At 65.6% G+C, this 23,432-nt stretch carries 24 protein-coding genes and 1 pseudogene; 13 read left to right on the plus strand and 12 right to left on the minus strand.

Annotated elements, in window-relative coordinates:
- Positions 1–44: 44 nt before the first annotated feature.
- A complete protein-coding gene (locus G6N46_RS21450; protein ID WP_138250859.1) occupies positions 45–2,153 on the plus strand; it encodes an acyl-CoA dehydrogenase family protein in 2,109 nt (702 codons plus the stop codon).
- Here the strand turns inward: G6N46_RS21450 and G6N46_RS21455 are convergent.
- A complete protein-coding gene (locus G6N46_RS21455; RefSeq protein WP_138250858.1) occupies positions 2,150–3,007 on the minus strand; it encodes a helix-turn-helix transcriptional regulator in 858 nt (285 codons plus the stop codon). The genes G6N46_RS21450 and G6N46_RS21455 overlap by 4 nt on opposite strands.
- 208 nt (positions 3,008–3,215) lie before the next feature.
- On the opposite strand from G6N46_RS21455, the gene G6N46_RS21460 reads away from it, so the two are divergent.
- Positions 3,216–4,565: a hypothetical protein gene (locus tag G6N46_RS21460; protein ID WP_138250857.1), complete on the plus strand. Its 1,350-nt coding sequence runs from the start codon at positions 3,216–3,218 to the stop codon at positions 4,563–4,565.
- Positions 4,566–4,643: 78 nt separating this feature from the next.
- Here G6N46_RS21460 and G6N46_RS21465 read toward each other — a convergent pair whose 3' ends face one another.
- Genes G6N46_RS21465 through G6N46_RS21475 form a run of 3 tightly spaced genes read right to left on the minus strand, consistent with a single transcriptional unit; the run spans position 4,644 to position 6,753 of the window.
- The gene (locus G6N46_RS21465; protein WP_234785442.1) at positions 4,644–5,156 is read right to left on the minus strand and encodes a DUF6130 family protein; all 513 of its coding nucleotides are present in this window, start codon (positions 5,154–5,156) and stop codon (positions 4,644–4,646) included.
- Between the two features lie 43 nt (positions 5,157–5,199).
- A complete protein-coding gene (locus G6N46_RS21470; RefSeq protein ID WP_407665199.1) occupies positions 5,200–5,400 on the minus strand; it encodes a DUF1097 family protein in 201 nt (66 codons plus the stop codon).
- A gap of 39 nt (positions 5,401–5,439) precedes the next feature.
- Entirely contained in the window at positions 5,440–6,753 is a 1,314-nt protein-coding gene (locus G6N46_RS21475; RefSeq protein ID WP_052536990.1) for an IS256 family transposase, read from the minus strand.
- Positions 6,754–7,003: 250 nt separating this feature from the next.
- Here G6N46_RS21475 and G6N46_RS21480 point away from each other — a divergent pair.
- Positions 7,004–8,067, plus strand: a pseudogene (locus tag G6N46_RS21480) (IS630 family transposase).
- Here the strand turns inward: G6N46_RS21480 and G6N46_RS21485 are convergent.
- Both G6N46_RS21485 and G6N46_RS21490 read right to left on the minus strand, forming a co-directional pair.
- Positions 8,054–8,344: a DUF1097 family protein gene (locus tag G6N46_RS21485; protein WP_138250856.1), complete on the minus strand. Its 291-nt coding sequence runs from the start codon at positions 8,342–8,344 to the stop codon at positions 8,054–8,056. The pseudogene G6N46_RS21480 and the gene G6N46_RS21485 overlap by 14 nt on opposite strands.
- Positions 8,345–8,417: 73 nt before the next feature.
- On the minus strand, positions 8,418–8,840 hold the full coding sequence (locus G6N46_RS21490) for an organic hydroperoxide resistance protein (RefSeq protein ID WP_138250855.1): 423 nt from the start codon (positions 8,838–8,840) through the stop codon (positions 8,418–8,420).
- A gap of 153 nt (positions 8,841–8,993) precedes the next feature.
- On the opposite strand from G6N46_RS21490, the gene G6N46_RS21495 reads away from it, so the two are divergent.
- A complete protein-coding gene (locus G6N46_RS21495) occupies positions 8,994–9,458 on the plus strand; it encodes a MarR family winged helix-turn-helix transcriptional regulator (protein WP_064857249.1) in 465 nt (154 codons plus the stop codon).
- A gap of 4 nt (positions 9,459–9,462) precedes the next feature.
- Here the strand turns inward: G6N46_RS21495 and G6N46_RS21500 are convergent, their stop codons facing one another.
- Positions 9,463–10,317 carry a LysR family transcriptional regulator gene (locus G6N46_RS21500; protein WP_407665200.1) on the minus strand — a complete coding sequence of 285 codons (855 nt, stop codon included), beginning with the start codon at positions 10,315–10,317 and terminating at the stop codon, positions 9,463–9,465.
- Positions 10,318–10,388: 71 nt separating this feature from the next.
- Here G6N46_RS21500 and G6N46_RS21505 point away from each other — a divergent pair, with 71 nt between their 5' ends.
- From G6N46_RS21505 to hchA, 3 genes are all read left to right on the plus strand, one after another.
- Positions 10,389–11,393, plus strand: a complete 1,005-nt coding sequence (locus G6N46_RS21505) for a bile acid:sodium symporter family protein (protein WP_133426401.1) — start codon at positions 10,389–10,391, stop codon at positions 11,391–11,393.
- Between the two features lie 145 nt (positions 11,394–11,538).
- Complete coding sequence (locus tag G6N46_RS21510; RefSeq protein ID WP_133426402.1) at positions 11,539–12,027, plus strand: MarR family winged helix-turn-helix transcriptional regulator; 489 nt, start codon at positions 11,539–11,541, stop codon at positions 12,025–12,027.
- 117 nt (positions 12,028–12,144) lie between these two features.
- Positions 12,145–13,035, plus strand: a complete 891-nt coding sequence (hchA, locus tag G6N46_RS21515) for a glyoxalase III HchA (RefSeq protein ID WP_133426403.1) — start codon at positions 12,145–12,147, stop codon at positions 13,033–13,035.
- A gap of 69 nt (positions 13,036–13,104) precedes the next feature.
- Here hchA and G6N46_RS21520 read toward each other — a convergent pair whose 3' ends face one another.
- The gene (locus G6N46_RS21520; protein WP_234880794.1) at positions 13,105–13,869 is read right to left on the minus strand and encodes an amidohydrolase family protein; all 765 of its coding nucleotides are present in this window, start codon (positions 13,867–13,869) and stop codon (positions 13,105–13,107) included.
- Between the two features lie 85 nt (positions 13,870–13,954).
- Between G6N46_RS21520 and G6N46_RS21525 the strand changes: the two genes are divergently transcribed.
- The gene (locus G6N46_RS21525) at positions 13,955–14,416 is read left to right on the plus strand and encodes a MarR family winged helix-turn-helix transcriptional regulator (RefSeq protein ID WP_133426405.1); all 462 of its coding nucleotides are present in this window, start codon (positions 13,955–13,957) and stop codon (positions 14,414–14,416) included.
- A gap of 54 nt (positions 14,417–14,470) precedes the next feature.
- Here G6N46_RS21525 and G6N46_RS21530 read toward each other — a convergent pair whose 3' ends face one another.
- Positions 14,471–15,046, minus strand: a complete 576-nt coding sequence (locus G6N46_RS21530; protein ID WP_138250854.1) for a hypothetical protein — start codon at positions 15,044–15,046, stop codon at positions 14,471–14,473.
- A gap of 22 nt (positions 15,047–15,068) precedes the next feature.
- A complete protein-coding gene (locus G6N46_RS21535; RefSeq protein WP_138250853.1) occupies positions 15,069–16,130 on the minus strand; it encodes a ferredoxin--NADP reductase in 1,062 nt (353 codons plus the stop codon).
- Positions 16,131–16,285: 155 nt separating this feature from the next.
- On the opposite strand from G6N46_RS21535, the gene hsaA reads away from it, so the two are divergent.
- Genes hsaA through G6N46_RS21560 form a run of 5 tightly spaced genes read left to right on the plus strand, consistent with a single transcriptional unit; the run spans position 16,286 to position 21,189 of the window.
- Positions 16,286–17,476: a 3-hydroxy-9,10-secoandrosta-1,3,5(10)-triene-9,17-dione monooxygenase oxygenase subunit gene (hsaA, locus tag G6N46_RS21540; RefSeq protein ID WP_064859705.1), complete on the plus strand. Its 1,191-nt coding sequence runs from the start codon at positions 16,286–16,288 to the stop codon at positions 17,474–17,476.
- Positions 17,476–18,339, plus strand: a complete 864-nt coding sequence (hsaD, locus tag G6N46_RS21545; RefSeq protein WP_135356500.1) for a 4,5:9,10-diseco-3-hydroxy-5,9,17-trioxoandrosta-1(10),2-diene-4-oate hydrolase — start codon at positions 17,476–17,478, stop codon at positions 18,337–18,339. The genes hsaA and hsaD overlap by 1 nt, the downstream gene beginning before the upstream one ends.
- 12 nt (positions 18,340–18,351) lie before the next feature.
- Positions 18,352–19,254 (plus strand): iron-dependent extradiol dioxygenase HsaC, encoded by a 903-nt coding sequence (gene hsaC, locus G6N46_RS21550; protein WP_135356501.1) that lies wholly within the window; start codon positions 18,352–18,354, stop codon positions 19,252–19,254.
- Positions 19,255–19,265: 11 nt separating this feature from the next.
- Positions 19,266–19,835: a 3-hydroxy-9,10-secoandrosta-1,3,5(10)-triene-9,17-dione monooxygenase reductase subunit gene (gene hsaB, locus G6N46_RS21555; RefSeq protein WP_138250852.1), complete on the plus strand. Its 570-nt coding sequence runs from the start codon at positions 19,266–19,268 to the stop codon at positions 19,833–19,835.
- Between the two features lie 7 nt (positions 19,836–19,842).
- Positions 19,843–21,189 (plus strand): MFS transporter, encoded by a 1,347-nt coding sequence (locus G6N46_RS21560; protein ID WP_138250851.1) that lies wholly within the window; start codon positions 19,843–19,845, stop codon positions 21,187–21,189.
- Positions 21,190–21,387: 198 nt separating this feature from the next.
- Here the strand turns inward: G6N46_RS21560 and G6N46_RS21565 are convergent, their stop codons facing one another.
- Complete coding sequence (locus tag G6N46_RS21565; protein WP_064859700.1) at positions 21,388–22,194, minus strand: Abi-alpha family protein; 807 nt, start codon at positions 22,192–22,194, stop codon at positions 21,388–21,390.
- Between the two features lie 60 nt (positions 22,195–22,254).
- Entirely contained in the window at positions 22,255–23,430 is a 1,176-nt protein-coding gene (locus G6N46_RS21570) for a pyridoxal phosphate-dependent aminotransferase (protein ID WP_138250850.1), read from the minus strand.
- Between the last annotated feature and the right edge of the window lie 2 nt (positions 23,431–23,432).

Consider the following 23,432-nt stretch of genomic DNA (forward strand, 5'->3'; position numbering starts at 1 on the left):
TTCTAGTGAGAAGCGTGTTCTTCTCGCCCAAACGCTAGGAGCGCATGGTGTCCATCACTTCCACAACTATCGACTCGGAGCGGGCCGAGGTCCGCGAAATGGTCCGTAGCTGGGCTGTCGCGTCGGGTTCCATTGCCGCGGTCCGTGCTGCCGAGAACAACGGCGCCGACGCCTGGCGGGGCCCGTACAACGGTCTTGTCGAACTAGGGACCTTCGGCGTCGCGGTGCCCGAGGACCTCGGCGGCGCCGGCGGGTCTATCGCCGATCTGTGCGTGATGGTCGACGAAGCCGCCGCCGCGCTGGTGCCCGGTCCGGTCGCCACCACCGCGCTGGCAACTCTGGTCATCACCGACGCCGCGCTGCTGGAGGCGCTGGCTTCCGGGCAGCGCACCGCCGGACTCGCTTTGACGTCCGACATCGCCTTCGACGGGCAGGCCGCCACCGGCACCGCCAAGTTCGTCCTGGGTGCCCTGCCCGACGGCCTGCTGATCCTGCCCGCGGGCGACACCTGGATCCTGGTCGACGCCGCCGCGGCCGGCGTCACCGTCACGCCGCTCGAGGCCACCGACTTCTCGCGCCCGCTGGCCCGCGTCGAGCTGACCGGCGCCGCGGCGACGGTCCTCGACGCGCCGGTGGCCGACCTGGCCGTGACCGTGCTCGCCGCCGAGGCCGCGGGCCTGGCGCGCTGGCAGCTCGAGACGGCGGCCGAATACGCCAAGGTGCGTGAGCAGTTCGGCAAGCCGATCGGCAGCTTCCAGGCCGTCAAGCACATGTGCGCCGAGATGCTGCTGCGTTCGCAGCAGATCGCCGTTGCCGCAAGCGATGTCGCCGAGGCCGCAGTGGAAGGCGATGCCACGCAGCTCTCCATCGCCGCTGCGGTGGCCGCCGCGGCCGCCATCGACGCCGCGAAACACAATGGGCGCGACTGCATTCAGGTCCTGGGTGGCATCGGCTTCACCTGGGAGCACGACGCACATCTGTACTTGCGGCGCGCGTACGCGACCTCCCAGATCCTCGGCGGCCACGGCACGTGGCTGCGCCGCGTGGCCGCGCTGACCCGCGCGGGGCTGCGCCGTCAGCTGCACGTCGACACCGGTGCGGCCGAGACGATCCGTCCCGAGATCGCCGCCACCGTCGCCCAGATCGCCGCGCTGCCCGTCGAGAAGCACCAGGCCGCGCTGGCCGAGGCCGGGCTGATGGCGCCGCACTGGCCCGCGCCGTACGGCCGCGCGGCGTCGCCGGGCGAGCAGCTCGTGATCGACGACGAACTCAGTGCCGCAGGCGTTGTGCGCCCGGACATTTCGATCGGCTGGTGGGCCGCGCCGACCATCCTGGGCCATGGCACCCCCGAGCAGATCGACCGCTTCATCCCCGGCACGCTCACCGGCGACGTGTACTGGTGCCAGCTGTTCAGCGAGCCGGGCGCAGGCTCGGACCTAGCGGCCCTGCGCACCAAGGCCGTCAAGGTCGACGGCGGCTGGAAGCTGACGGGCCAGAAGGTGTGGACCTCCAACGCGCACCGCGCCAACTGGGGAATCTGCCTGGCGCGCACCAACCCTGACGCACCGAAGCACAAGGGCATCACCTACTTCGTCGTGGACATGAGCTCGCCCGGTATCGATATCCGCCCGCTGCGCGAGATCACCGGCGAGGCGCTGTTCAACGAGGTCTTCCTGGACGACCTGTTCGTGCCGGACGACTGCGTCATCGGCCCCGTCGACGGCGGCTGGGCCCTGGCCCGCACCACGCTGGCCAACGAACGCGTCGCCATGGCCGCCGGTGGCGCGCTGGACAAGGGCATGGAGCATCTGCTGGATGTGCTCGGCGACCGTGAGCTCGACGCCGCCGAGGCGGAACGTCTTGGCGCACTTATTGTTGCGGCGCAGGTGGGTTCGCTGCTGGATCAACTGACGGCCCAGATGGCCGTCGGTGGCCACGATCCGGGTGCGCCGTCGAGCGTGCGCAAGCTGATCGGCGTGCGTTACCGCCAGACCCTGGCCGAGACCATCATGGACGCGCACGACGGATCCGGTATCGAGGATTCGCCGGACGTCCGGTACTTCCTCAACACCCGCTGCCTGTCGATCGCCGGTGGCACGGAACAGATCCTGCTGACCGTGGCCGGCGAGCGCCTGCTGGGCCTGCCGCGCTAGCGGCCCCGACGGAAGTCCCGCGGGCTCAGGCCGACCCGCTGCCGGAATGTGGTGGCGAAGTGGTTGGGTGTCGAAAACCCAACTGCTGCACTGATTTCGGTGATCGACAACCGGGTCGAGGACAGCAGTGTCTTGGCGCGGTCGATGCGGCGGTCGAGCAGGAACTGGTACGGCGTGGTGTGAAACGCGGCGCGGAACGCCTTGATGAAGGTCGCCACAGACATCTGGGCAAGGTGCGCAAGCGATTCCAGATGGATGTCGGATTCCAGGCTGGTCTCCAGGAATTCGATGATCGACGCGCGTGCCGACGGCGGCAGGGTGTCACGCTCGGCGTCCGTGGCCGGTGTCGTCGTCGTGTAGGTGTCCCGGATCAGTAATCGCAGGGTCTCGCCGGCCGAATCGAGCAGTAGCCGGGCGACCGCGTCGTCGCGGCCTGCGACACTGCGAATCTTGGTCACCAGCTGCAGGATCAGCGGGTCGTGATGCTTGCGCCGCGGCACGTGCACGACCTCGCCCAGGGCGTTCTCGGGTATCGATATTTCGCAGAATCCCGAGACATCGCCTGTGACGACCGACGTGCAGCGCACCCCCGCCGGCACCACCCAGGTATCGCCGATGCGCGGCAGCGTGCGGTCGGTCGGGCCCCAGTCCAGGTTGGTCTCCATCGATCGGAGTTCGCCGTGTCGGTGGACGTAGATGAGGTGGCGACTCGAATCGTGGCAGCACCAGTCGGCGGGCTGCTCGATGCGCTCGGTGGCGAAGCGTAGCGACATGCCGCGACTGTCGACGGACCTCTCGCCGACGACGATGCGTGGCTTCATGGGCCGGTCGTCATTCCATGGCTTGACGGCCATGCGAAACCTCCGGGGTGTCCAGCTTGGCCACGATCATGCGCCCTCGGGCGCGTGCTCGCGGCGGCTTTCTCCGAACATCCTGTGAGGAATCTGCGAGCCAGTCAATAAAAATTAGAACTTGTTGCATATTTCGAATGTTTGTTTTCGGCCTGGTCGCTACCGTCTGCGCGGCCAGAAGTGCTGACACCTCAGAGTCCAAGGAGAACGTATGGCATTCGAGTTGCGCCGATATTCGACTGCGGGGATGGCGATGGCAACCGCCGGCGTCATCGCCGTCAGCCCGCTGACGATCCCGCCGCCAGACCTTCATCTACCGGCGCCGACGACCGTCGCATCGACCCGGACCGTGGACCTCACCGCGTTCGTCAACCCGCTCGCGGTGTGGGGTGACGTGCTCACCACGACCGTCGCCGATATCGGGAAACTGGGCCAGGCGTTCGCCGCCGACCCCTTCCCGCTCGCGAAGCAGGTGATCGCCAATCAGGTCCGCTACGCAAACCAGCTCATGTCCATCGCCCAGGGCGTGGGCAACGGGGTGGTCAACTGGGCCAATACCGTTCCCGATTCCTTACGGACCATGGCGCAGCAATTGGCTGCCGGCCAGATCTCCGATGCGGTGATGTCGGGTTGGGGCATCTTTGTGAACGGTGTTGTGGGCGTTCTGTTCCCGGTCCTGCAACTCGACATCCCGCAGCAGGTCGCGCAGAACATGGCCAATGTGGTCAAGGCGATCACCCCGGTCGTGGCGCAGTTGGGGTTCGCGGTGCTGAACACCATGTATCAGGCTACGGATGCCTTCGGTGACATCGCCCAGAACTTCTACGACGCCGCGCGGGTCGGGGATATCGTCACTGCCGCAAGCGAATTGATCAACGCTCCGGCAAATCTCACCGGCGCCGTACTGAACGGGTGGGGCGAGGGCAGCAAGGGCATGTATGGCATCTTCGGGTCGTTCGGGGTCGTCGCCGCGGTCATGCAAGGGTTCAAGACCATCGCCGACGCCATCAAGCCGCCGGCTCCGGAGGCTCCGGTCGCGGTAACCGTGGATGGCCCGGCCGCGGTCCCGGCCTCGGCCGCCAAGGTGCTGTCCTCGGCGACCACTGCGGCTGTGGAGGCAAGCGCTCCAGTGAAGGAATCGTCGACTCCCGAGAAGGTCAAAGCGACTGTGGCCAAGGCGGATCCGAAGCCTGCGACGCCGGTCTCGACCGACGCCGAGGCCGTGGAGACGCTGCCGGTGAAGGTCACGGAGCCCGTGAAGGTTGCAGAACCGGTGAAGGTCGAGGCATCCACACCCGCTGCGGACCCGGTGTCGGCCGAACCGGCCAAGGTCGAGACAACGAAACCGGCGCAGAAGGACACCACCACGTCCGAACCGGGCACCAAGGCGACGGGTGCCACCTCGTCTGACTCCGATTCGGCGGGCAAGCAGGACAAGTCGGCAGGGAAGTCGCAGAAGGCAGAGAAGGCGCCGAAGGTGCAGAAGTCACCGAAGGCGCCGAAAGTCGCCAAGCAGCCGAAGAAGGCGTCGTCGACGCATCAGTCAGCCAACGCGAGTTGATGGGGGGACGAGATCGGCGAAGTGGTTGCGAAAGCCTTTCGGCCGGTAACCATTTCGTCGATCTCGGCTCGGGTCCGGTCAGGGGACCACGAAATCGGTAGTCACGTGGTCGAGCGGATGGTGGTTGGCATCCGCGAGGATGATCTCCACCTTGTGCGGTCCGGGTGGTAGGCCGACCAGGATCACCGGTTCACCACTGGCGTCCGCCCAGTGCCACGGCGCACCGTCGACAACCACGTGAATGTGGCCGATACGCGGAGTCACCTTGAGTGCCTCGGGACCGAAAACCGGTTCGATGCGCAGGTTTTCGGCACGGTATTGGATGAACACCTGCCCCTTGGCGAGGGCCTCGGGAATGGGCGGATCGACGATCAGTTTCGCCGGCGGCTGCGGCGTGGTCAGCGGCACCACTCCCGGCGGGCCGAGCACATCCGCGGCGCTCGGTGTTCCTGCGGTGCGGGTAGTCGAAGGGGCAGAGGAACTCTCGTGTTTCGTGTGGTCCGAGCTGTCGACCGTGGTGCCACATGATGCGATGAGCCCCGCAGTGGCCGCGACGACCGCGTAGCCGATGAGGTGCGGCAGCTTCTTCATTCGTGTTTCCTCCTGAATTTCTGGCGCTGGCGGGTGCGGCGATTCACCGGGCGAGAAAGCGGCTCTGACAGTAGTCGGCAAGCGCTGCGCCGCTGGCTCCGACGGCTCCCGCTGTCGCGAGCGCGATCACTGTTGCGACCGTCGGCGCATGTCCCGCGTAGAAGAAGCTGGTGATGCCGAGAAAGTACGCGGGTGGGTAGTTGAACAGGGGCAGCGCTCGCAGACACATGACGATGGCGACCAGGCCGAAGAGGAATTGTCAATACCTGTGGATCGGCTTGTTTCAGGCGACCTCCGTTCCAGTTGATTCGGTCGGTGCCGAGTCCGCCGACGGGGTGATGTCGGTGGGTCGCTCGAGCAGTTTGCCTTTGTGGAAGATCGCGCCGGCCCGGACCAGAGCGACCAGGTGCGGTGCGTTGACGGCTCGCCAGCGGGCTTGCGCGGCGTCGATCAGCTTGTAAGCCATGGCCATTCCGGCGACGCGTGAACCCGGCCCCTTGGTCACCTTGGTCCTCAAACGTACCGTGGCAAACGTTGATTCGATCGGGTTGGTAGTGCGCAGATGGACCCAGTGCTCGGCCGGGTACTTATAGAACTCCAGCAGCACATCGGCGTCATCGACGATCTTGGCGACCGCCTTGGGGTACTTGGCGCCGTAGTCCACCTCGAACGCCTTGATCGCCACCTGCGCGTGGTCGATATCCTCGGCGTTGTAGATCTCCCGCATCGCCGCGATCGCCCCCGGATGAGCCGACTTTGGCAGGCAGGCAAGAACATTGGCCTGCTTGTGAAACCAGCACCGCTGCTCGCCGGTGGCCGGGAACACCTCACGCACGGCCTTCCAGAACCCCAGGGCCCCATCGCCGACGGCCAGCACCGGTGCGGTCATCCCGCGACGTCGGCACGACCGCAACAGATCAGCCCACGACTCGGCCGACTCCCGGTACCCGTCGGTGAGCGCGACCAGCTCCTTGCGGCCGTCAGCGCGCACACCGATCATCACCAGCAAACAGAGCTTCTCCTGCTCCAGGCGCACCTTGAGATGGATGCCGTCGACCCACAGGTAGACGTAGTCGGTGCCCGACAGATCACGGGCCTCGAAGGCCTTGGCCTCGTCCTGCCACTGCGTGGTGAGTCGGGTGATCGTCGTGGCCGACAAGCCGGCACCCGAGCCCAGGAACTGCTCCAACGCCGGACCGAAATCACTGGTCGACAAGCCATGCAGATACAGCAACGGCAACACCTCGGTCATCTGCGGCGACTTGCGCACCCACGCCGGCAGGATCGCCGAGGAAAACCGTTGCCGCTCACCAGTGTCCGGGTCAACACGTTTGTCATTGACCCGCGGCGCGGTCACACTCACCGCGCCCGCCGCGGTGAGCACCTCGCGCTCGCGGTGATAGCCATTGCGCACCACCAGCCGGTGCCCGTTCTCATCAAGCTCACCGGCATGAGCCTCGATGTAGGCGGCGACCTCAGCCCGCAACGCTGCGGCCAGCATCTGGCGGGCACCGTCGCGGACAATCTCATCGAGCAACGACCGCGACGAGCCAGCATCCTCGTTGGATGAATCCGCATCGTGAACTACCGTGAGCATGGGCGTACCTTCCCGAACCAGCGCGCCAACGCCGGCTCTTGATCAGACCTTCGACATTCAGATCATCCTCGGGAAGGTGCGCCCTTTCCTACGCCGCCTCGCCGAGGCTCATCCACAGGTTCTGATCATTGCTCCAGGCCGAATATCGCAATACCGGTGGCCGCCAGACCTAGTGGTGTGTCTCGTAAATAAGTAGTCGTATGTTTGTTATTCTGTCCGGGTGAGTGCATCACCAGCAGCGGCCTTGCCAATGACGCCGGCCGAGCGTGAAACGTTGGAGAAGCTGGAACGGTCGCACACTGCGCCGCATCAGCAGGTGCTGCGGGCGAAGGTGCTGCTGATGGCCGCCGACGGTGAGGCCAATACCCGGATCGCCGAGGAAGTTGGGGTGACACCGGTGACGGTGCGCAGCTGGCGTGAGCGGTTCAGTCAGGACGGGCTTGCCGGGCTGGGCAAGATCCGGGTCGGGCGCGGCCGCAAGCCGTCGATTTCGGAGGAGACGATCGCCGAGATTGTGCGGTTGACCACGACGACAACTCCCGATGGTGCCACGCATTGGTCATGTCGCACGATGGCCAAGCGAGTCGGGGTCAGTTCGGCTACGGTGCAACGGATTTGGTCCGACTTAGGTCTCAAGCCCCATCGGGTGGACACGTTCAAGGTGTCAGGGGATCCCAAGTTTGAGGACAAACTCATCGATGTGGTCGGGTTGTATCTGAATCCGCCCGAGCAGGCCATCGTGTTGTGCATGGATGAGAAGTCCCAGATCCAGGCGTTGGACCGCACCCAGGCGTCACTGCCGATGGTCAAGGGCGGGCCGCCACCATGACCCATGACTACAAACGAAACGGCACCACTACGCTGTTCGCCGCACTGGACGTGCTGACCGGCACGGTGATCGGCCAATGCCTGCCCCGGCACCGCCACACCGAGTTCATCAAATTCCTCAACACAATCGACCGCGAAGTTCCCCAGGGGTTACAGGTCCACCTGATCTTGGACAATTACGCAACCCACAAGCACGTCGAGGTCACGAACTGGATGAAGCGGCACAAGCGGTTTCATTTCCATTTCACCCCGACCTCATCGTCATGGCTCAACCAGGTCGAACGGTGGTTCCGCGACCTGACCGACAAGAACCTACGCCGCGGTATCTTCGGCAGTGTGCCCGAGTTGATCGCCAGCATCGAGTCATACCTCAACGCCCACAACGCCGATCCCAAGCCCTACGTGTGGACGGCCACCGCCGAATCCATCCTCGCCAAAGTTCGCCGCGCACGCACCAAACTCCAACAAGTAGTCAACCAAAACTGAGACACACCACTAGTGACGGCTGCAGCCGATTGATCACGAGTGTCGTTGCGGCGGCGAACACCAGGCCGACCACGTATGACGCCAGATTGGCGTAGCGGTGACGCACGGTGTCGCCGGTGACACCGTAGGCGATCCAGCCGAGAAACATCGCTGGTGCCGAGAGCATCGCCCAACCGGTACCGAATGTGACGACGGCCGCGACGCCGGCGACTATCAGCGTGATGGCGTGAAACGGGATTGCGGTCGTTCTGGCCGTGCCGGTTGCGGTGATGCTCACTGGCGTCTCCTGGTGGTTGGTCGGTGCGGCTGCCGTTGGTGGAGTGGACATTTCGGTGTGCGTCCGAGTCTGGTCAGGCGATGCTGAGCACGACGTCGATGTTGCCGCGGGTGGCTTTGGAATACGGGCAGGTTTGATGTGCGGCGTCCACGATGGCCCGGGCCGTGTCCCGCGCGATGCCCGGCAGGCTGACGTGCAGGCGCGCCTGCAAGAAGTAGGCGCCGTCGACGTTGCAGAGGTCGACTTCGGCGTCGACGGCGGTCTCGGCCGGCAGTTTGACGTTCGCCTTGCCGGCCGCGATGTGCATGGCGCCGATGAAGCACGCGGACCACCCCGCCGCGAACAGCTGCTCGGGATTGGTGCCGGCGCGATTGCTGCCGGGGGGATCGAGGCGGATGTCGAGCCGGCCGTCGGAGCTTTGGGCGTGTCCGTCGCGGCCGCCTGTGGTGCGGGTCTTGCCGGTGTAGAGAACGGCGTCGTGGGTGGTGGTGCTCATGTTGCTCCTTGAGAACGGAGAGTTGGAATGTAAATCGCATCCGATTAACTCGGATGCGATGAGACTATCCGAAGGCGTCGAGATGTCAACCCATCCGATTGAATCGCGTCCGATAGAATCGCTTCAGATGTCACTCAAAGTCAGGAGTTGTCGATGGCTATCGAGCGTCCGACCGAGGCCGCCGGTCCCCGGCTTGCCGACTTCATGTGTTTTGCGATCTACTCGGCGAATCTCGCTTACGGCAAGGCGTACAAGCCGATCCTCGACGAGCTTGGTGTCACATATACCCAGTACATCGCGATCGTCGCGCTCTGGGAGAACGACCATCAGACCGTCCGTGGCCTGGGTGAAAACCTGTTCCTGGAGTCGAACACGCTGACCCCGATTCTCAAGAAGCTCGAAGCGCAGGGTTATGTGCGCCGCCGGCGCGATCCGTCCGACGAGCGTCAGGTCATCGTCAGCCTCACCGATACGGGCCGGGCGTTGCGTGAGAAGGCGCTGCCGATGAATCTGGTGGCGGCGACCGGCTTGCCGTCCGACGAGTTCGACAAGCTGCAGAAGGCGGTGGTCACCCTGCGCGACAACCTTCGCGACCACGCGCAGGCGCAGTCCCGCTGAACTGTCAGTGCCGCATGCGGTGTGCGCCGGCGACGATGGCGTCGTGCAGCGCGATCTCGGCTTCCGATGGTGCGCTGCGCCGGTGCAGCAGGACGAATTCCAGGTGGCCGAGGTTCGGTAGGCGGTTGTCGGTGATCGGTTGAAGCCCCTGCGGCAGAACCGATTCGGAATGCGCGATGATGCCGAGCCCGGCGAGGGCCGCGGCCTGTAGGCCGAGCAGACTGTCGCTGACGCACGCGATGCGCCAGCTGCGGCGCTCGCGTTCCAGTTCGCGTAGTGCGATGTGCCGGGTCAGGCTCGGCGGTGGGTACGTCACGATCGGCACCGGGTCGGTGATGTCGGTCAACCCGGGGCGGCCGGCCCACACCAGGCGGTCGCGCCACAGCAGTTCACCGTGTTGTTCGCCGGGCAGTCGTTTGGCCACCATGAGATCCAATTCGCCTGCGGCCATTCGGGTTTTGAGGTTCTCGCTCAGCCCGACGACGAGCTCCAGGTCGACGCCGGGGTAGGACCGCCGGAACTCGACCAGCACATCCGAGAGCATGCGGCCGACCAGATCGTCCGAGGCGCCCAGCCGGATGAGGCCCGTGGGTTGGGATTCGGAGAAGTAGCGGTCGGCCTTGGCCTGCGCGTCCAGGATGTCGTGGGCGAAGCCCACCATCGCCGCGCCGTCGGCGGTGAGGGCCAGGTTGCGGGTGTCGCGGCGGAACAGTTCGCGGCCGACGGCCTGCTCGAGGCGGGCGATGTGGCCGCTCACCGTCGACTGGCGCAGGCCCAGCAGACGCCCGGCCGCGGTGAACCCGCCCGCGCGCTCGACTGCCAGGAAGGTGCGCAGCAGTTCGGGGTCCAGCATATTGATCACCATATCCGTTCAGAGATATCGGATATATCGCCTGGCGCTATGAGTTGCGACCGCAGTACGTTTTCCCGGTGAACCTGCTCGCCAAGCTCCGCATCGACGGCTTCCTGCTCGGGCTGTTCGCCGCGATGGCCATCGGCGTGCTGCTACCCGCACGCGGCGACGCCGGCGAGGCGGTCGAGACCGCGACCAAAGTCGCCATCGCGGTGTTGTTCCTGCTGTACGGCACGCGGCTGGAGCCGCGCGAGGCGCTTGAAGGGCTGAAACACTGGCGGCTGCACACCACGGTGCTGGCCGCGACCTTCGTGCTGTTTCCGCTGCTCGGGCTGGCGATGAAGATGCTGGTGCCGTCGGTGCTCACCGACGAGCTCTACACCGGCATGCTGTATCTGTGCCTGCTGCCTTCCACGGTGCAGTCGTCCATCGCGTTCACCTCGATCGCGCGCGGCAATGTCGCAGCGGCCGTCGTGAGTGCGTCGGCATCTAACCTGCTGGGCATCTTCCTCACCCCGCTGTTGGTGACCCTGCTCATGACGACCACGGGCGCTGCCACGGTATCGGCGAACTCGGTCCTGGAGATCGTCGTGCAGCTGTTGCTGCCGTTCCTCGCCGGCCAGTTGTTGCGGTCCAAGCTGCACCGCGTGCTCTCGCACACCACGCTCACCAAGGTCGTCGACCGCGGTTCGGTCTACCTCGTCGTCTATGCGGCGTTCAGTGCCGGTATGGCCGAGCACATCTGGACGGGCATGAAGGTCACCAACGTGCTCGCGGTGATCGCCGTCAGTGTGGTGCTGCTCGCCGTGGTGCTCGGCATCACCGCAGGGGTGGCGCGGCTACTGAAGTTCGATCGAGCCGACCGCATCGTGATCATCTTCTGCGGATCGAAGAAGAGCCTGGCAACCGGGCTGCCGATGGCGACGGTGCTGTTCGCCGGGCATCCGGTGGGCCTGATCGTGTTGCCGCTCATGATCTTCCATCAGATTCAGCTCATCACCTGCGCGATGCTGGCCGGCCGCTGGGGGCGGCAGGTTGACGCCGAGGCGGCGGAAGTGGACCTCGCCGTCGCGCGGGGCTGAGCCGGCGTGGTCGGTTCCTGGTAGGGGCAACCTGATCTTCGACCGGGGTCGCTGTCGCAGCGAAGATAGTATGTAGAACAACTGATTTGTCATACCAACCATTATTGGTTATGGTCGTTCTACCGGGGCCTCTAGTGTCGAGGCCATGGCTTCAACGGAAGATGCGGTAACCGGCGAGGAGGCTGATTGCGACCTGGGCTGGTCGGCCGGAATGCTGATGCGGCATTACCGGGCGCAGGTTCAGCCGCGTGTTGCCGACTTGCCCCGTGGGGAACGTGGGTACCAGGTGCTCTACACCGTGATCTGCAAGAGCTTGCCCAATCAATTGCAGATGGCGGAGTACCTCGGTATCGACCGTACGGTTCTGCCGTACGTCATCGACGATTTGGTGAAGGCCGGGTTGGTCGAACGGCAGCCGGACCCGGCGGACCGTCGCGCCAGGAAGGTCGTCGCCACCGCACGCGGAGTCGAGACGTTCCAGCGGTTACGGGACGAGGTTGTCCCAGCCGAGCAGGCCGTGTTGTCGGCGTTGGATCCTGAGGAGCAGGTGCTTTTCAGGTCACTGCTGTCACGGGTGGCTCGGCAGGCGCGCGATGAGACGAATGTGCGTGCCATTTCCAGCGAAGACGTTTGAGATTAGAGGTGACCCGGTATCGAGGTATCGGCGGTTGAGAAAAAGCCGCCGCGCCTGAATCTGGGTGCCAGCGTCGGCCCCAGAATCCGCGAAAACGCAAAGGAACGGGTACACGACATGTCGCACAATCCAGATGACCTCAGCAAGGACCCGACGCCAGATCCGGTCGAGGACAACGCATTTCTACCCTCGCCGTATTCGTTGAGCCAGTACACCCAGTCGAAGACCGACTTCGACGGCGTCAAGCATCAAAACTCCTACACCGGGGGCAGGTGGAAGGTGCTCATGATTGCCGCCGAGGAACGGTATGTGCTGTGCGAGAACGGCAAGATGTTCTCCACTGGCAATCATCCGGTCGAGATGCTGCTGCCCCTGCACCACATGATGGCGGCCGGCTTCGACGTCGACGTCGCCACCGTCGCCGGCTACCCGGCCAAGCTCGAATTGTGGGCAATGCCCAATGAGGATGAGGCGGTCCTACAGACCTACGAAGCGCTCAAGCCGAAGCTCAAGCAGCCGAAGAAGCTCGCCGACGTCGTCGCGGGCGAGCTGGGCCCGGACTCGGACTACATCGCGGTCTTCATCCCGGGCGGGCACGGTGCCGTGGTCGGCCTGCCGGCCGCCGAGGCGGTGGCGCAAACCCTGGAATGGGCGCTGGCCAATGACAAGTTCGTCGTCACTCTGTGTCACGGCCCGGCCGCGTTGTTGTCCGTCGGGCAGGGCGGCAAGGCCTCGCCGTTCAAGGGCTATGAGGTCTGCGTGTTCCCGGACGCGCTCGATCAGGGGCCCAACATCGAGATCGGTTATCTACCAGGTCATTTGCAGTGGCTCGTCGCCGACCTGCTCAGCAAGCAGGGGCTGACCATCGTGAATGAAGATATGACGGGCAAGGTCCACCAAGACCGCAAGCTGCTCACCGGTGACAGCCCGTTGGCATCGAACAATCTCGGCATCTTGGCCGCAGACGCGTTGGTGGGCGCCGTCCGGTCGCTCGACGCGAAGTCCTGACACGAGGCTCTTGATCTGCGGCAGCGAGTGATTCGTTGCCGCAGATCAACTCGCCCGCCTCAGGTGAGCTCACACCCCGAATATCCGCGCCGCATTTCCGCCGAGGTAGAGGTCGCGTGCCTCGGGGTCAAGGCCCAGTTCATCGAGCCGCTCGAGACACCGTTGCGCGGACAGCATCGGCCAGTTCGTTCCGAAAAGTACTCGGGTGCGGCCGGATTCGCGCATGTAGTCCACCAGCGCCGGCGGTAGGCGATGCGTGGCGTAAGCCGAGGTGTCGATGTAGAAGTTCGGAAACTTCTTGGCCAGGAACAGCACTTCGTCGATCCACGGTGCGCCGACGTGACCGCCGATGACCACGAGTTCCGGGAATTCGAGCAGGACCGTCTCCAGGTAGGGGATGGGCCGGCCGGGCTCGGAGGGGCACAGTGGACCGGTGTGTCCGATCTGCGTGCAGAACGGGATGCCGAGTTCGACGCAGGCCTGGAGCAGTGGATAGTAGCGGCGGTCATTCGGCGGCAGGTTCCACAGCCACGGCACGACGCGCAGCGCCACCATGCCCAGATCAGTTACTGCCCTGCGTAATTCGCGGACGGCGTCGACCGGACGGGTGAGGTCCACGGACGCGACACCGGCGAACCGATCCGGGTGGGCGCGCACGTGCGCCGCGGTCTCGTCGTTGTCGATCAGCGTGCCGTGGGGGCCGACCCACGCGCACAACAGCGACTTCTCGACACCGGCGTCGTCCATCGTCTTCAGCGTGACATCGACGGGCAGGGCCGGCAGGTCTTCTTGGCGGGTCCAGCGCAGCAGTGGCCGCAGCCATGGCTGGCGCATGAACAACTCGTTCGGCTGTTGGGACCACGCGTCGATCACTCGTGTCATTCCTCAATTACTTCACTAGTGAAGTAATAATGCAAGGGTGAGTTCGAAGAACAGGTCGGCGGCAGGTCGGCGGCGTGCGTACTTCAAGCTGCAGACCGTCGCGCAGCGGCTGCGCACGACGGCCGACCGGCTGTTCATGGACGAGGCAGGCATCTCGACAGCACAGGCCGCCGCGCTGACGCTCATCGCGAGCCATGCCGGCTGCCGCCAGTCGCTCATCGCGGCACAGCTCGGTCAGCGGGAGTCCGCCGTCACGGCGATGGTGGGCCGGCTCGAGACGGCGGGATTCGTCGAGCGCAGAGCCAGTCAGAGTGATGGCCGCGCCTGGGAGCTCTGGCCGACCGACGCCGGTGCCGACGCGCTGCGCCGACTGGAGGCCGCCCTGGCAACGGTCAACGGGTACATCGACGAGGCCATCGGGCCCGACGCGGTCGACGGTGTCGTCGACGCACTGCAACGGCTGAGTGATCTGCTGGACGCTTCAACTGGCCGAGAGTGAACCAGATCCCGAAAAACCGCGAAAGTTCGCTATCTACTTCACGTTCGGCGGCGCTCAGTTGTAGTGCGTCGTCGCGCAGGCGGTCGGCGTCGTGAGGTTCACACCGGGGTAGGTGACCTGAATGTCCGCGCAGGCAATGAAATTGGCCTCGGTGTTCGGCCTGCCGGTCCGCACGTCGAGCGTCAGCGAGGTGCCGTCGACCGCGAACTCCTCGAACGTGCCGCCGCCGTTGAACGTGACCGAGACCAGAGCGCTGTTCTGCGATTTGAGCTGCCGCGAGTTCACCGGGCCGTTCCACGAGCCGCGGTTGATGGGCGGGGCTCCGGTCGGTGCGCTGTACGAGACGTCTTGGTACACATTGCGGTTGGCGCTGCGCAGCGTGATGTTCTCGCGCGCCCAGGTGTTGGGCGGCAGCGGAACCGGATTGCCACCGACGACCAGGTTGGCGGCGGTGTTGAAGGTGCACGCACCCCCGGAGCACTGCGCCGTCACGTGAATCTGAATCTTGGTGGCGTCGTCGACGGGCACGAAGGCGTCGGCCGAATTGACCGCGGCAGCAGCCGTCACGGGGGACATCAGAGCGGTCGCGGTCAGCACAGCGGCCGCACTTGCTGCAGTAAGCCGGTTCACAGTCAAGAAAGTAATCCGTTCGCTACTCGTCGTAGGTGACTTCGACGGAATCCGTCTTGGGCACCGCCTGGCAACCGAGGATGAGGCCCTCTTCGAGGTCGGACGGCTCCAGCACGTCGTTGATCGCCATGTCGACGTCGCCCTTCTTCATGAGCACCGCACACGCCCCGCAGTGCCCCTCGCGGCAGGAGAACGGTGCGTCCAGTCCCTTGTCGAGCAGCACATCGAGCAGCACGGCCTTGCGCGGCCACTGCAACTCGTGTGTCTCGCCGTCGAGCGTGACGATTGCGGTGGCCGGGCCCTCATCGCTGTCATCTTCGGCGAGCACGACGGCGGCGAACGGGTCGGAGTCCAGTGACTGGAACACCTCGAGGTGGACATTGTTCCTGTCGGCGCCGGACTTGAGCAGCGCCTCTTCGGCGGCGGCCATGAAGGGGGCCGGGCCGCAGATGAAGGTCTCGCGCGTGGTGTACGGCGCCAGCTGCGTGGCCAGGATGGTCGGGTTGGGCAGGCCCTGCACCGACTCCAGCCAGTGGACGATGGACAGCCGGTCGGGGTACAGCGACGTCAGTTCGCGCAGCGCCTTGCCGAAGATCACCGACTTCTCGTCGCGGTTGGCGTAGAACAGCGTCACCTTGCCGGTGCCCTCGGACAGCGCGGACTTGAGGATCGACAGCATCGGGGTGATGCCGCTACCGCCGGCCAGCAGCAGGAAGTCGGTGTCGAGGTTCTTGGGGACGAACGTGCCGGACGGTGCCAGGACGTGCATCCGCATGCCGACGTGCGCGTTGTCGCACAGCCAGTTCGACGCGTAGCCGTCCGCGGTGCGCTTGACCGCGACGGTGAGCGCCTCATCGGCGTGCGGCGAGCTGCACAGCGAGTAGCAGCGGGCAACCGATCCGGTGCGGGTACTCGGGACGCGCAGGGTCAGGAACTGACCGGGGGAGTACTTCAGTCGTTCCGGCGGGATGTCGCTGCCGTCGGGCGTCTTGAACACCAACACGCGGGCGTCGTTGGTCTCGGCGACGACATCGGCCACCACAAGTTCCAGTACGTGGCTGCCCAGCGGCTCGTCCACAACCATCACCCTTCGTTCGAACCGGCCTGACGGCCAGTAACTAGAACAGGTTACAAAAGTGCAGTTATGCGGGTCTACCTGCTGTAGTACCGCCATGCTCGACACAAATCGTAACGTGTTCTAATCTTCTGTCTAGACGACCACTCCCCGGGAGGCAATCCGTGACGTCAATTGAACAACTCGACGTGCAGGCCGTGCTGGCCGGCATCGACGACCTGCTGCCGGTGCTGCGCGAACGCGCACAGCTGACCGAGGACCTGCGCCAGGTGCCGCAGGAGTCTATCGACAGTCTGAACGAGATCGGCTTCTTCAAACTGCTGCAGCCCGCCCAGTGGGACGGCCTCCAGGCCGACCCCACGGTGTTCTACGAGGCGGTCCGCCGCATCGCCAGCGCCTGTGGTTCCACCGGTTGGGTCGCGTCGATCATCGGCGTGCACAACTGGCACCTGGCGCTGTTCGACCAGCAGGCCCAGGAAGACGTCTGGGGCGACGACTCGACCGTCCGCATCTCCTCGTCCTACGCCCCGATGGGCGCGGGCGTGGTGACCGAGACCGGCGACGGCTACATCGTCAACGGCGCCTGGAACTGGTCCTCCGGCTCGGAGCACGCCACCTGGGCGTTCCTCGGCGGCCCGGTCATCAAGGACGGCCGTCCGGTCGACTTCGGTAGCTTCCTGATCCCGCGCACCGAATACACCATCGACGACGTGTGGAACGTGGTCGGCCTGCGTGGCACCGGCAGCAACACGATCGTCGTCAAGGATGTGTTCGTGCCGCGGCACCGATTCCTGTCCTACAAGTCGATGAACGACGGCACCGCCGGCGGCTACCAGACCAACACCGCTCCGGTCTACAAGATGCCGTGGGGCACCGTGCACCCCACCACCATCTCGGCGCCGATCGTCGGTATGGCCTACGGCGCCTACGAGGCGCACGTCGAGCACCAGGGCAAGCGTGTCCGTGCCGCGTTCGCCGGTGAGAAGTCCAAGGACGACCCGTTCGCCAAGGTCCGCATCGCCGAGGCCGCCAGCGACATCGACGCCGCATGGCGTCAGCTGATCGGCAACGTCGGAGACGAGTACGCCCTGCTGGTCGCCGGCAAGGAGATCCCGTTCGAGCTGCGGGCCCGCGCCCGTCGTGACCAGGTGCGCGCCACCGGTCGCGCCATCGCGTCCGTCGACCGCCTCTTCGAGGCCGCCGGCGCCACCGCGCTGGCCAACGGCACTCCGCTGCAGCGCTTCTGGCGGGACGCCCACGCCGGCCGGGTGCACGCCGCCAACGAGCCCGAGCGCGCCTACCTGATCTTCGGTAATAACGAGTTCGGTCTGCCCCCGGCCGACACCATGGTCTGATGACCGCGGTCTCCGAGGTCACTTTCGAGTCCACCTCGCGGTACGCGCAGGTCAACCGTGATCTGCGCCTGCATTACCACGAGGCCGGCGACCCGGCCGCCGAGACGATCGTGCTGTTGCACGGCGGCGGCCCGGGTGCGTCGAGCTGGTCGAACTTCTCGAAGAACATCGCGGTGTTGGCCGAGCACTTCCATGTGCTGGCCGTCGACCAGCCGGGCTACGGATACTCGGACAAGCCCACCGACCATGTGCAGTACCACCGCCACAGCGCCACCGCACTGCTGGCGCTGTTCGACCACCTCGGTATCGAACGGGCTGCGCTGGTGGGCAATTCGCTCGGTGGCGGTACGGCGGTCCGGTTCGCGCTGGATCATCCCGAGCGGGCCGGCCGGCTGGTGCTGATGGGCCCGGGCGGGTTGAGCGTCAACCTCTTCGCGCCCGACCCCACCGAGGGCGTCAAGCTGCTCGGCAAGTTCGCCTACGCGCCGACGCGCGAGAACCTCGAGGCGTTCGTGCGGATCATGGTGTTCGACCAGAGCCTGGTCACCCCGGAGCTGATCGACGAGCGGTTCGCCATCGCCAGCACACCAGAGTCGCTCGCCGCGCTGCGTGCGATGGTCAAGTCCTTCGCGGGGCCCGACTTCGAGCTCGGCATGATGTGGCGCGAAGTCCACAAGCTGCGGCAGCGGGTGTTGCTGATCTGGGGTCGTGAGGATCGGGTCAACCCGCTCGACGGGGCGTTGGTGGCGCTCAAGCAGATTCCGCGGGTCCAGCTGCACGTGTTCGGTCAGTGCGGCCACTGGGCACAACTAGAGAAGTTCGACGAGTTCAACAAGCTGACCCTCGATTTTCTGGGCAGCTAGAGGAGACATGGCATGACGACGATCAAGGCCCTCGGCTACATGCGCATCGAGGCCACCGATGTGGCGGCCTGGCGCGAGTTCGGGCTCAAGGTGCTCGGCATGATGGAGGGCGAGGGCACCAACCCCGACGCCCTCTACCTGCGGATGGACGACGTCGCGGCACGTCTGGTGATCGTGCCCGGCGAGAAGGACCGGCTGCTGGCTTCGGGCTGGGAGGTCGCCGACGCGCCCGCCCTCGAGCAGCTGAAGCAAACCCTGAGCGCCCACGGCGTCCCGTTCAAGGAAGGCACCAAGGAGGAGCTGCTCGACCGCAAGGTCGAGGGCATGATCAGCTTCCAGGACCCGGCCGAGAACACCCTCGAGGTGTACTACGGCATCCAGTACCTGGGCCGTCGCTTCGTCAGCCCCTACGGCCACAAGTTCGTCACCGCCGAGCAGGGCCTCGGCCACGTCGTGCTCACGTGCAACGACGACGCCGCCGCGCAGGCGTTCTACCAGGATGTGCTGGGCTTCCGGTTGCGTGACTCGATGCGGCTGCCTCCGCAGCTCGCCGGCCGTCCGGCCGATGGCGACCCGGTGTGGCTGCGCTTCTACGGCTGCAACCCGCGGCACCACGCGCTGGCGTTCATGCCCATGCCCAACCCCACGGGCATCGTGCACCTGATGGTCGAGGTCGAGAACTCCGACGACGTCGGCCTCTGCCTGGACCGCGCCAACCGCAAGAAGGTCAAGATGTCGGCCACGCTGGGCCGGCACATCAACGACAAGATGCTGTCCTTTTACATGAAGACGCCGGGTGGCTTCGACATGGAATTCGGTTGCGAGGGACTCGAAGTCGAGGACGAGAGCTGGATCGCCCGCGAGAGCGTCGGCATCAGCTTGTGGGGCCACGACTTCAGCGTCGGGTTCAAGTAGGCTCGCCCGGCATGACCCAGACCCCGCAGATCGACCCCCGCACATTCCGCAATGTGCTCGGGCAGTTCTGTACCGGTATCACCGTCATCACCACCGTGAATGACGGTGTGCCGGTCGGTTTCGCCTGCCAGTCGTTCGCCGCGCTGTCGCTGGACCCGCCGCTGGTCCTGTTCTGCCCGACGAAGCACTCGCGGGCCTGGAAGGCCATCGAGGCGAGCGGCAAGTTCTGCGTCAACATGCTGCACGAGAACCAGCAGCACGTCTCGGCGCAGTTCGGCTCGAAGGCCGAGGACAAATTCGCCGGTATCGATTGGAGCCCTTCGGGATTGGGCTCCCCGGTGCTCGACGGCACGCTCGCGCACATCGACTGCACGGTGCACTCGGTGCACGACGGCGGCGACCACTTCGTGGTGTTCGGCGCAGTGCAGTCGATGTCGGAACCGCAGGCCATCAAGCCGCGTCCGCTGCTGTTCTACCGCGGCGAGTACACCGGCATCGAGCCCGACAAGAACACCCCGGCGCAATGGCGCGACGATTTGGAAGCGTTCTTGACCACGACGACCGAGGACACCTGGCTATAGTCGCGCCATGAGCGCGCCGATCCGGTCCGGATTACGTCGGGTCGTCCTGGCCTCCATGGCCGGCACCGTCGTCGAGTGGTACGAGTTCTTCCTGTATGGCACCGCTGCCACCATCGTGTTCAGCAAGGTGTTCTTCGGGCAGAGCGGCAGCGATCTCGATGCCATCTTCGCGGCCTTCGTCACCTATGCCGTGGGCTTCGTCGCGCGCCCGCTGGGCGGCGTGGTGTTCGGCCACTTCGGCGACAAGTTCGGCCGCAAGACGCTGCTGCAGTTCTCGCTGCTGCTGGTCGGCTCGGCCACCTTCCTGATGGGCTGCCTACCGACCTTCGGTCAGATCGGCTACTGGGCGCCGGCCTTGCTGGTGGTGCTGCGGTTCATCCAGGGCTTCGCGGTCGGCGGCGAGTGGGGCGGCGCGGTGTTGTTGGTCGCCGAGCACAGCCCCGCTGCGCAGCGCGGCTTCTGGTCCAGCTGGCCCCAGGCCGGGGTGCCGGTGGGGAACATCCTGGCCACCGTCGTTCTCCTGACGCTGACCGGGACGCTGCCGGAATCGGAGTTCTTGTCGTGGGGCTGGCGGGTGGCGTTCTGGCTGTCGGCGGTCGTCGTGCTGGTCGGCTACTACATCCGCACCAAGGTCACCGATGCGCCGATTTTCGTTGCGGCACAAGAAGAAGCCGAGCGCGTCAAGGCATCGTCGCTGAGCGTCGTGGAGGTGCTCCGGTACTACCCGGGCAAGGTGCTGACCGCCATGGGTCTGCGGTTCGCCGAGAACATCATGTACTACCTGGTGGTGACGTTCTCGATCACGTACCTGAAAGTGCATGCGGGCGTGAGCACTTCGCTGATCCTGTGGTACCTGCTGGTGGCCCACGCGGTGCACCTGGTGGCAATTCCATTGGTGGGCAGGCTTTCCGACCGCATCGGCCGCCGGCCCGTGTATCTGATCGGGACGCTGCTCACCGCTGCCTGGGGCTTCGTCGCGTTCCCGATGATGGACAGCAAGCACTACTTCGTCATCATGACGGCGATCACCGCGGGCCTGGTCGCGCATGCGTTCATGTACGCACCGCAGCCCGCGCTGATGTCCGAGATGTTCCCGACCCGGATGCGCTATTCCGGTGTGTCCCTTGGCTATCAGGTGACCGCGATCTTCGCCGGTTCCCTTGCGCCGATCATCGCGGTACGGCTGCTGAAGGACTTTCATTCGTCGGTGCCGATCGCGATTTATCTGGCCGGCGCTTGCGTGGTGACGCTCCTGGCGCTGGCGTTCGCCCGCGAGACCAAGGGGATCGACCTGGCCGACGTCGACCGCGCCGACAGTGAGCGCATAGTTGCCACCGGAGTGTCCCGTCCATGACGGTTACGCCGGATGTGCGTACAGCTCGCTGGATCGGCCGCGGTTGAGACGCTCTGGTCGCATATTCGTGTGCGTGAATGTGCTGGGCACTTGACAAGCAAATGCCTTGTGGGCGTTGACTGTGCGCGGACGCACACAAAGTTCGAGTAGCCAAGACCCAGGACGCACGATCAACGCGTGGCCGACGGGGAAAGTGACCTACGACCCGTCCTGCATCGCGGCTTCCCACAGCCCGCGGCCGAGCTCCGAGAGCCGCAACGCAAGCTTCTCGACGCGTGCCGGGAAGGGGCCCCGCGAGGCGTCCTTGATGGCCTTCAACACCATCGATTCTGCGCTGAGAATCTCGTAGTCGGCCTTCAGGTCTGGGTCCTCGGGGACGGTCTCGACCAGCCCGAGCGCCAGCAGGTGGCTGACGTACTGCGGCACCATCAGCGGCAGGGCGACATTGGCCGTGCGGCCGATGAGGCACGCGTTCTCCAGCGTCGCGACACTGCGGTTCCGCGGGTAGATGTTCACCAGCGGCGACGACTCGTTGTCGGACAGCGCACCGATGATGCGGGCCTCGTCGGCAACCAGCTGATCGAGCAGTCGGTGGTACAGCTCGGTCTTCCCGTCGGCGGTGCTCTGATCGAGGGCGCGGTCCAGCAGGCCGCCGAGCTTGCCGTGCAGGGACTCCTTGGCGGGCTGCTTCTGCGGGGCGGGAGCCGGCGTCCGCTCGGGGGCCATCTCGATGGCTTCGACGGTGGTCTTGGTCGCGATCGCGATCTGCTCGCCACCCCAGGCAGCCAGCTTGAAACCGAATTTCGCGACGCCGAGGGCGCGGTTGGCCAGGCCGAGCGGGTCAAATCGCTTCGGGATCGCCAAACCACCGCGCGGCGTCGAGATCGCGATGGCGATCTCACCGATGGGCGTGGACAGCTTGATGCCGTGCCGTTCGAGGCCCTCGCGGTTCACCGGTAAGTCGTCGGTAACTTCCGGTTCTGGGTTGTCGGTTTCCTGGGACATTGCGGACCGATGGTACCGGCCTGCCGTTTGTTCTTGCCTCTTGTGTGGCAAACGCGACAGCTACCCCTGGCGGTACGCGGCGAGCCAGGGACCCAGCCGGCGGAGCGCTTCTTCGATGTCGGACTTCGGTCCGGCGAACGACAACCGCACGAACGATCCGCCGTGCTGAGTGTCGAAGTCCACGCCCGGTGCGATCGCCAGACCGGTGTCGGCCAGGAGTTGCTCGCAGAACGTGAGCGAGTCCGTCGAGTACTCCGAGATGTCGGCGTAGACGTAGAACGCGCCGTCGGCGGGCGCCAGCTTGCCGAGCCCGATCTCCGCCAGCCCGGCCAGCAGCAGCGCCCGGTTCTCCGCGTAGCGGTGCACCAGGGCGTCGGCTTCGGCGATGGCCTCGGGCGTGAACGCCGCGACGGCCGCGTACTGCGGCAGCGTGGGCGGGCAGATGGAGAAGTTGCCGGTCAGGCAGTCGACGGCCCGGCGCAGCGGCTCGGGCACCAGCAGCCAGCCCAGCCGCCAGCCGGTCATGGCGAAGTACTTCGAAAAGCTGTTCACCACAATGGCGTTGCGCGAGGTCTCCCACGCGCAGCTGGTCGCGGGGGCATCGTCGTAGATGAGGCCGTGGTACAGCTCATCGCTGATGAGCTGTACGGAGTTGTCGTCGCACCAGGTGGCGATGGCGGCCAGATCCTCGGCCGGCAGCACGGTGCCCGTCGGGTTGTTGGGGCTGGCGATGATCAGACCCTTCACCGGTGGGTCCAGCTGCTCCAACATGGAAATGGTTGGGTGGAAACGGGTTTCGGGTCCGCACGGTATCTCGACGACCTCGCAACCGAGCGCCGACAGGATGTTGCGGTAGCAGGGGTAGCCCGGGCTCGCCACCGCGACGCGATCGCCGATGTCGAAGCACGAGAGGAACGCCAGCAGGAATCCGCCCGTGGATCCGGTGGTGATGACGACGGCGTCCGGTTCCACCTCGACGCCGTACCGGTCCAGGTACGACTTGGCGATGGCTTCCCGCAGCTCGGGAATGCCGAGTGCGACGGTGTACCCGAGGTTGTCGTTGGCCAGCGCCTCGGCGGCTGCGGCCCGGATGGGCGCCGGTGCCTGTGCGGCGGGTTGTCCCGCCGACAGGTTCACCAGGTCGCCGTGGCTGCGCTGGCGCTCGGCCGCGGCCAGCCACACGTCCATCACATAGAACGGTGGGATGCCCGCGCGCAGCGCTACCGGATTGGTCATAC

It is taken from the genome of Mycolicibacterium phocaicum (genome assembly GCF_010731115.1).
GTDB lineage: Bacteria > Actinomycetota > Actinomycetes > Mycobacteriales > Mycobacteriaceae > Mycobacterium > Mycobacterium phocaicum.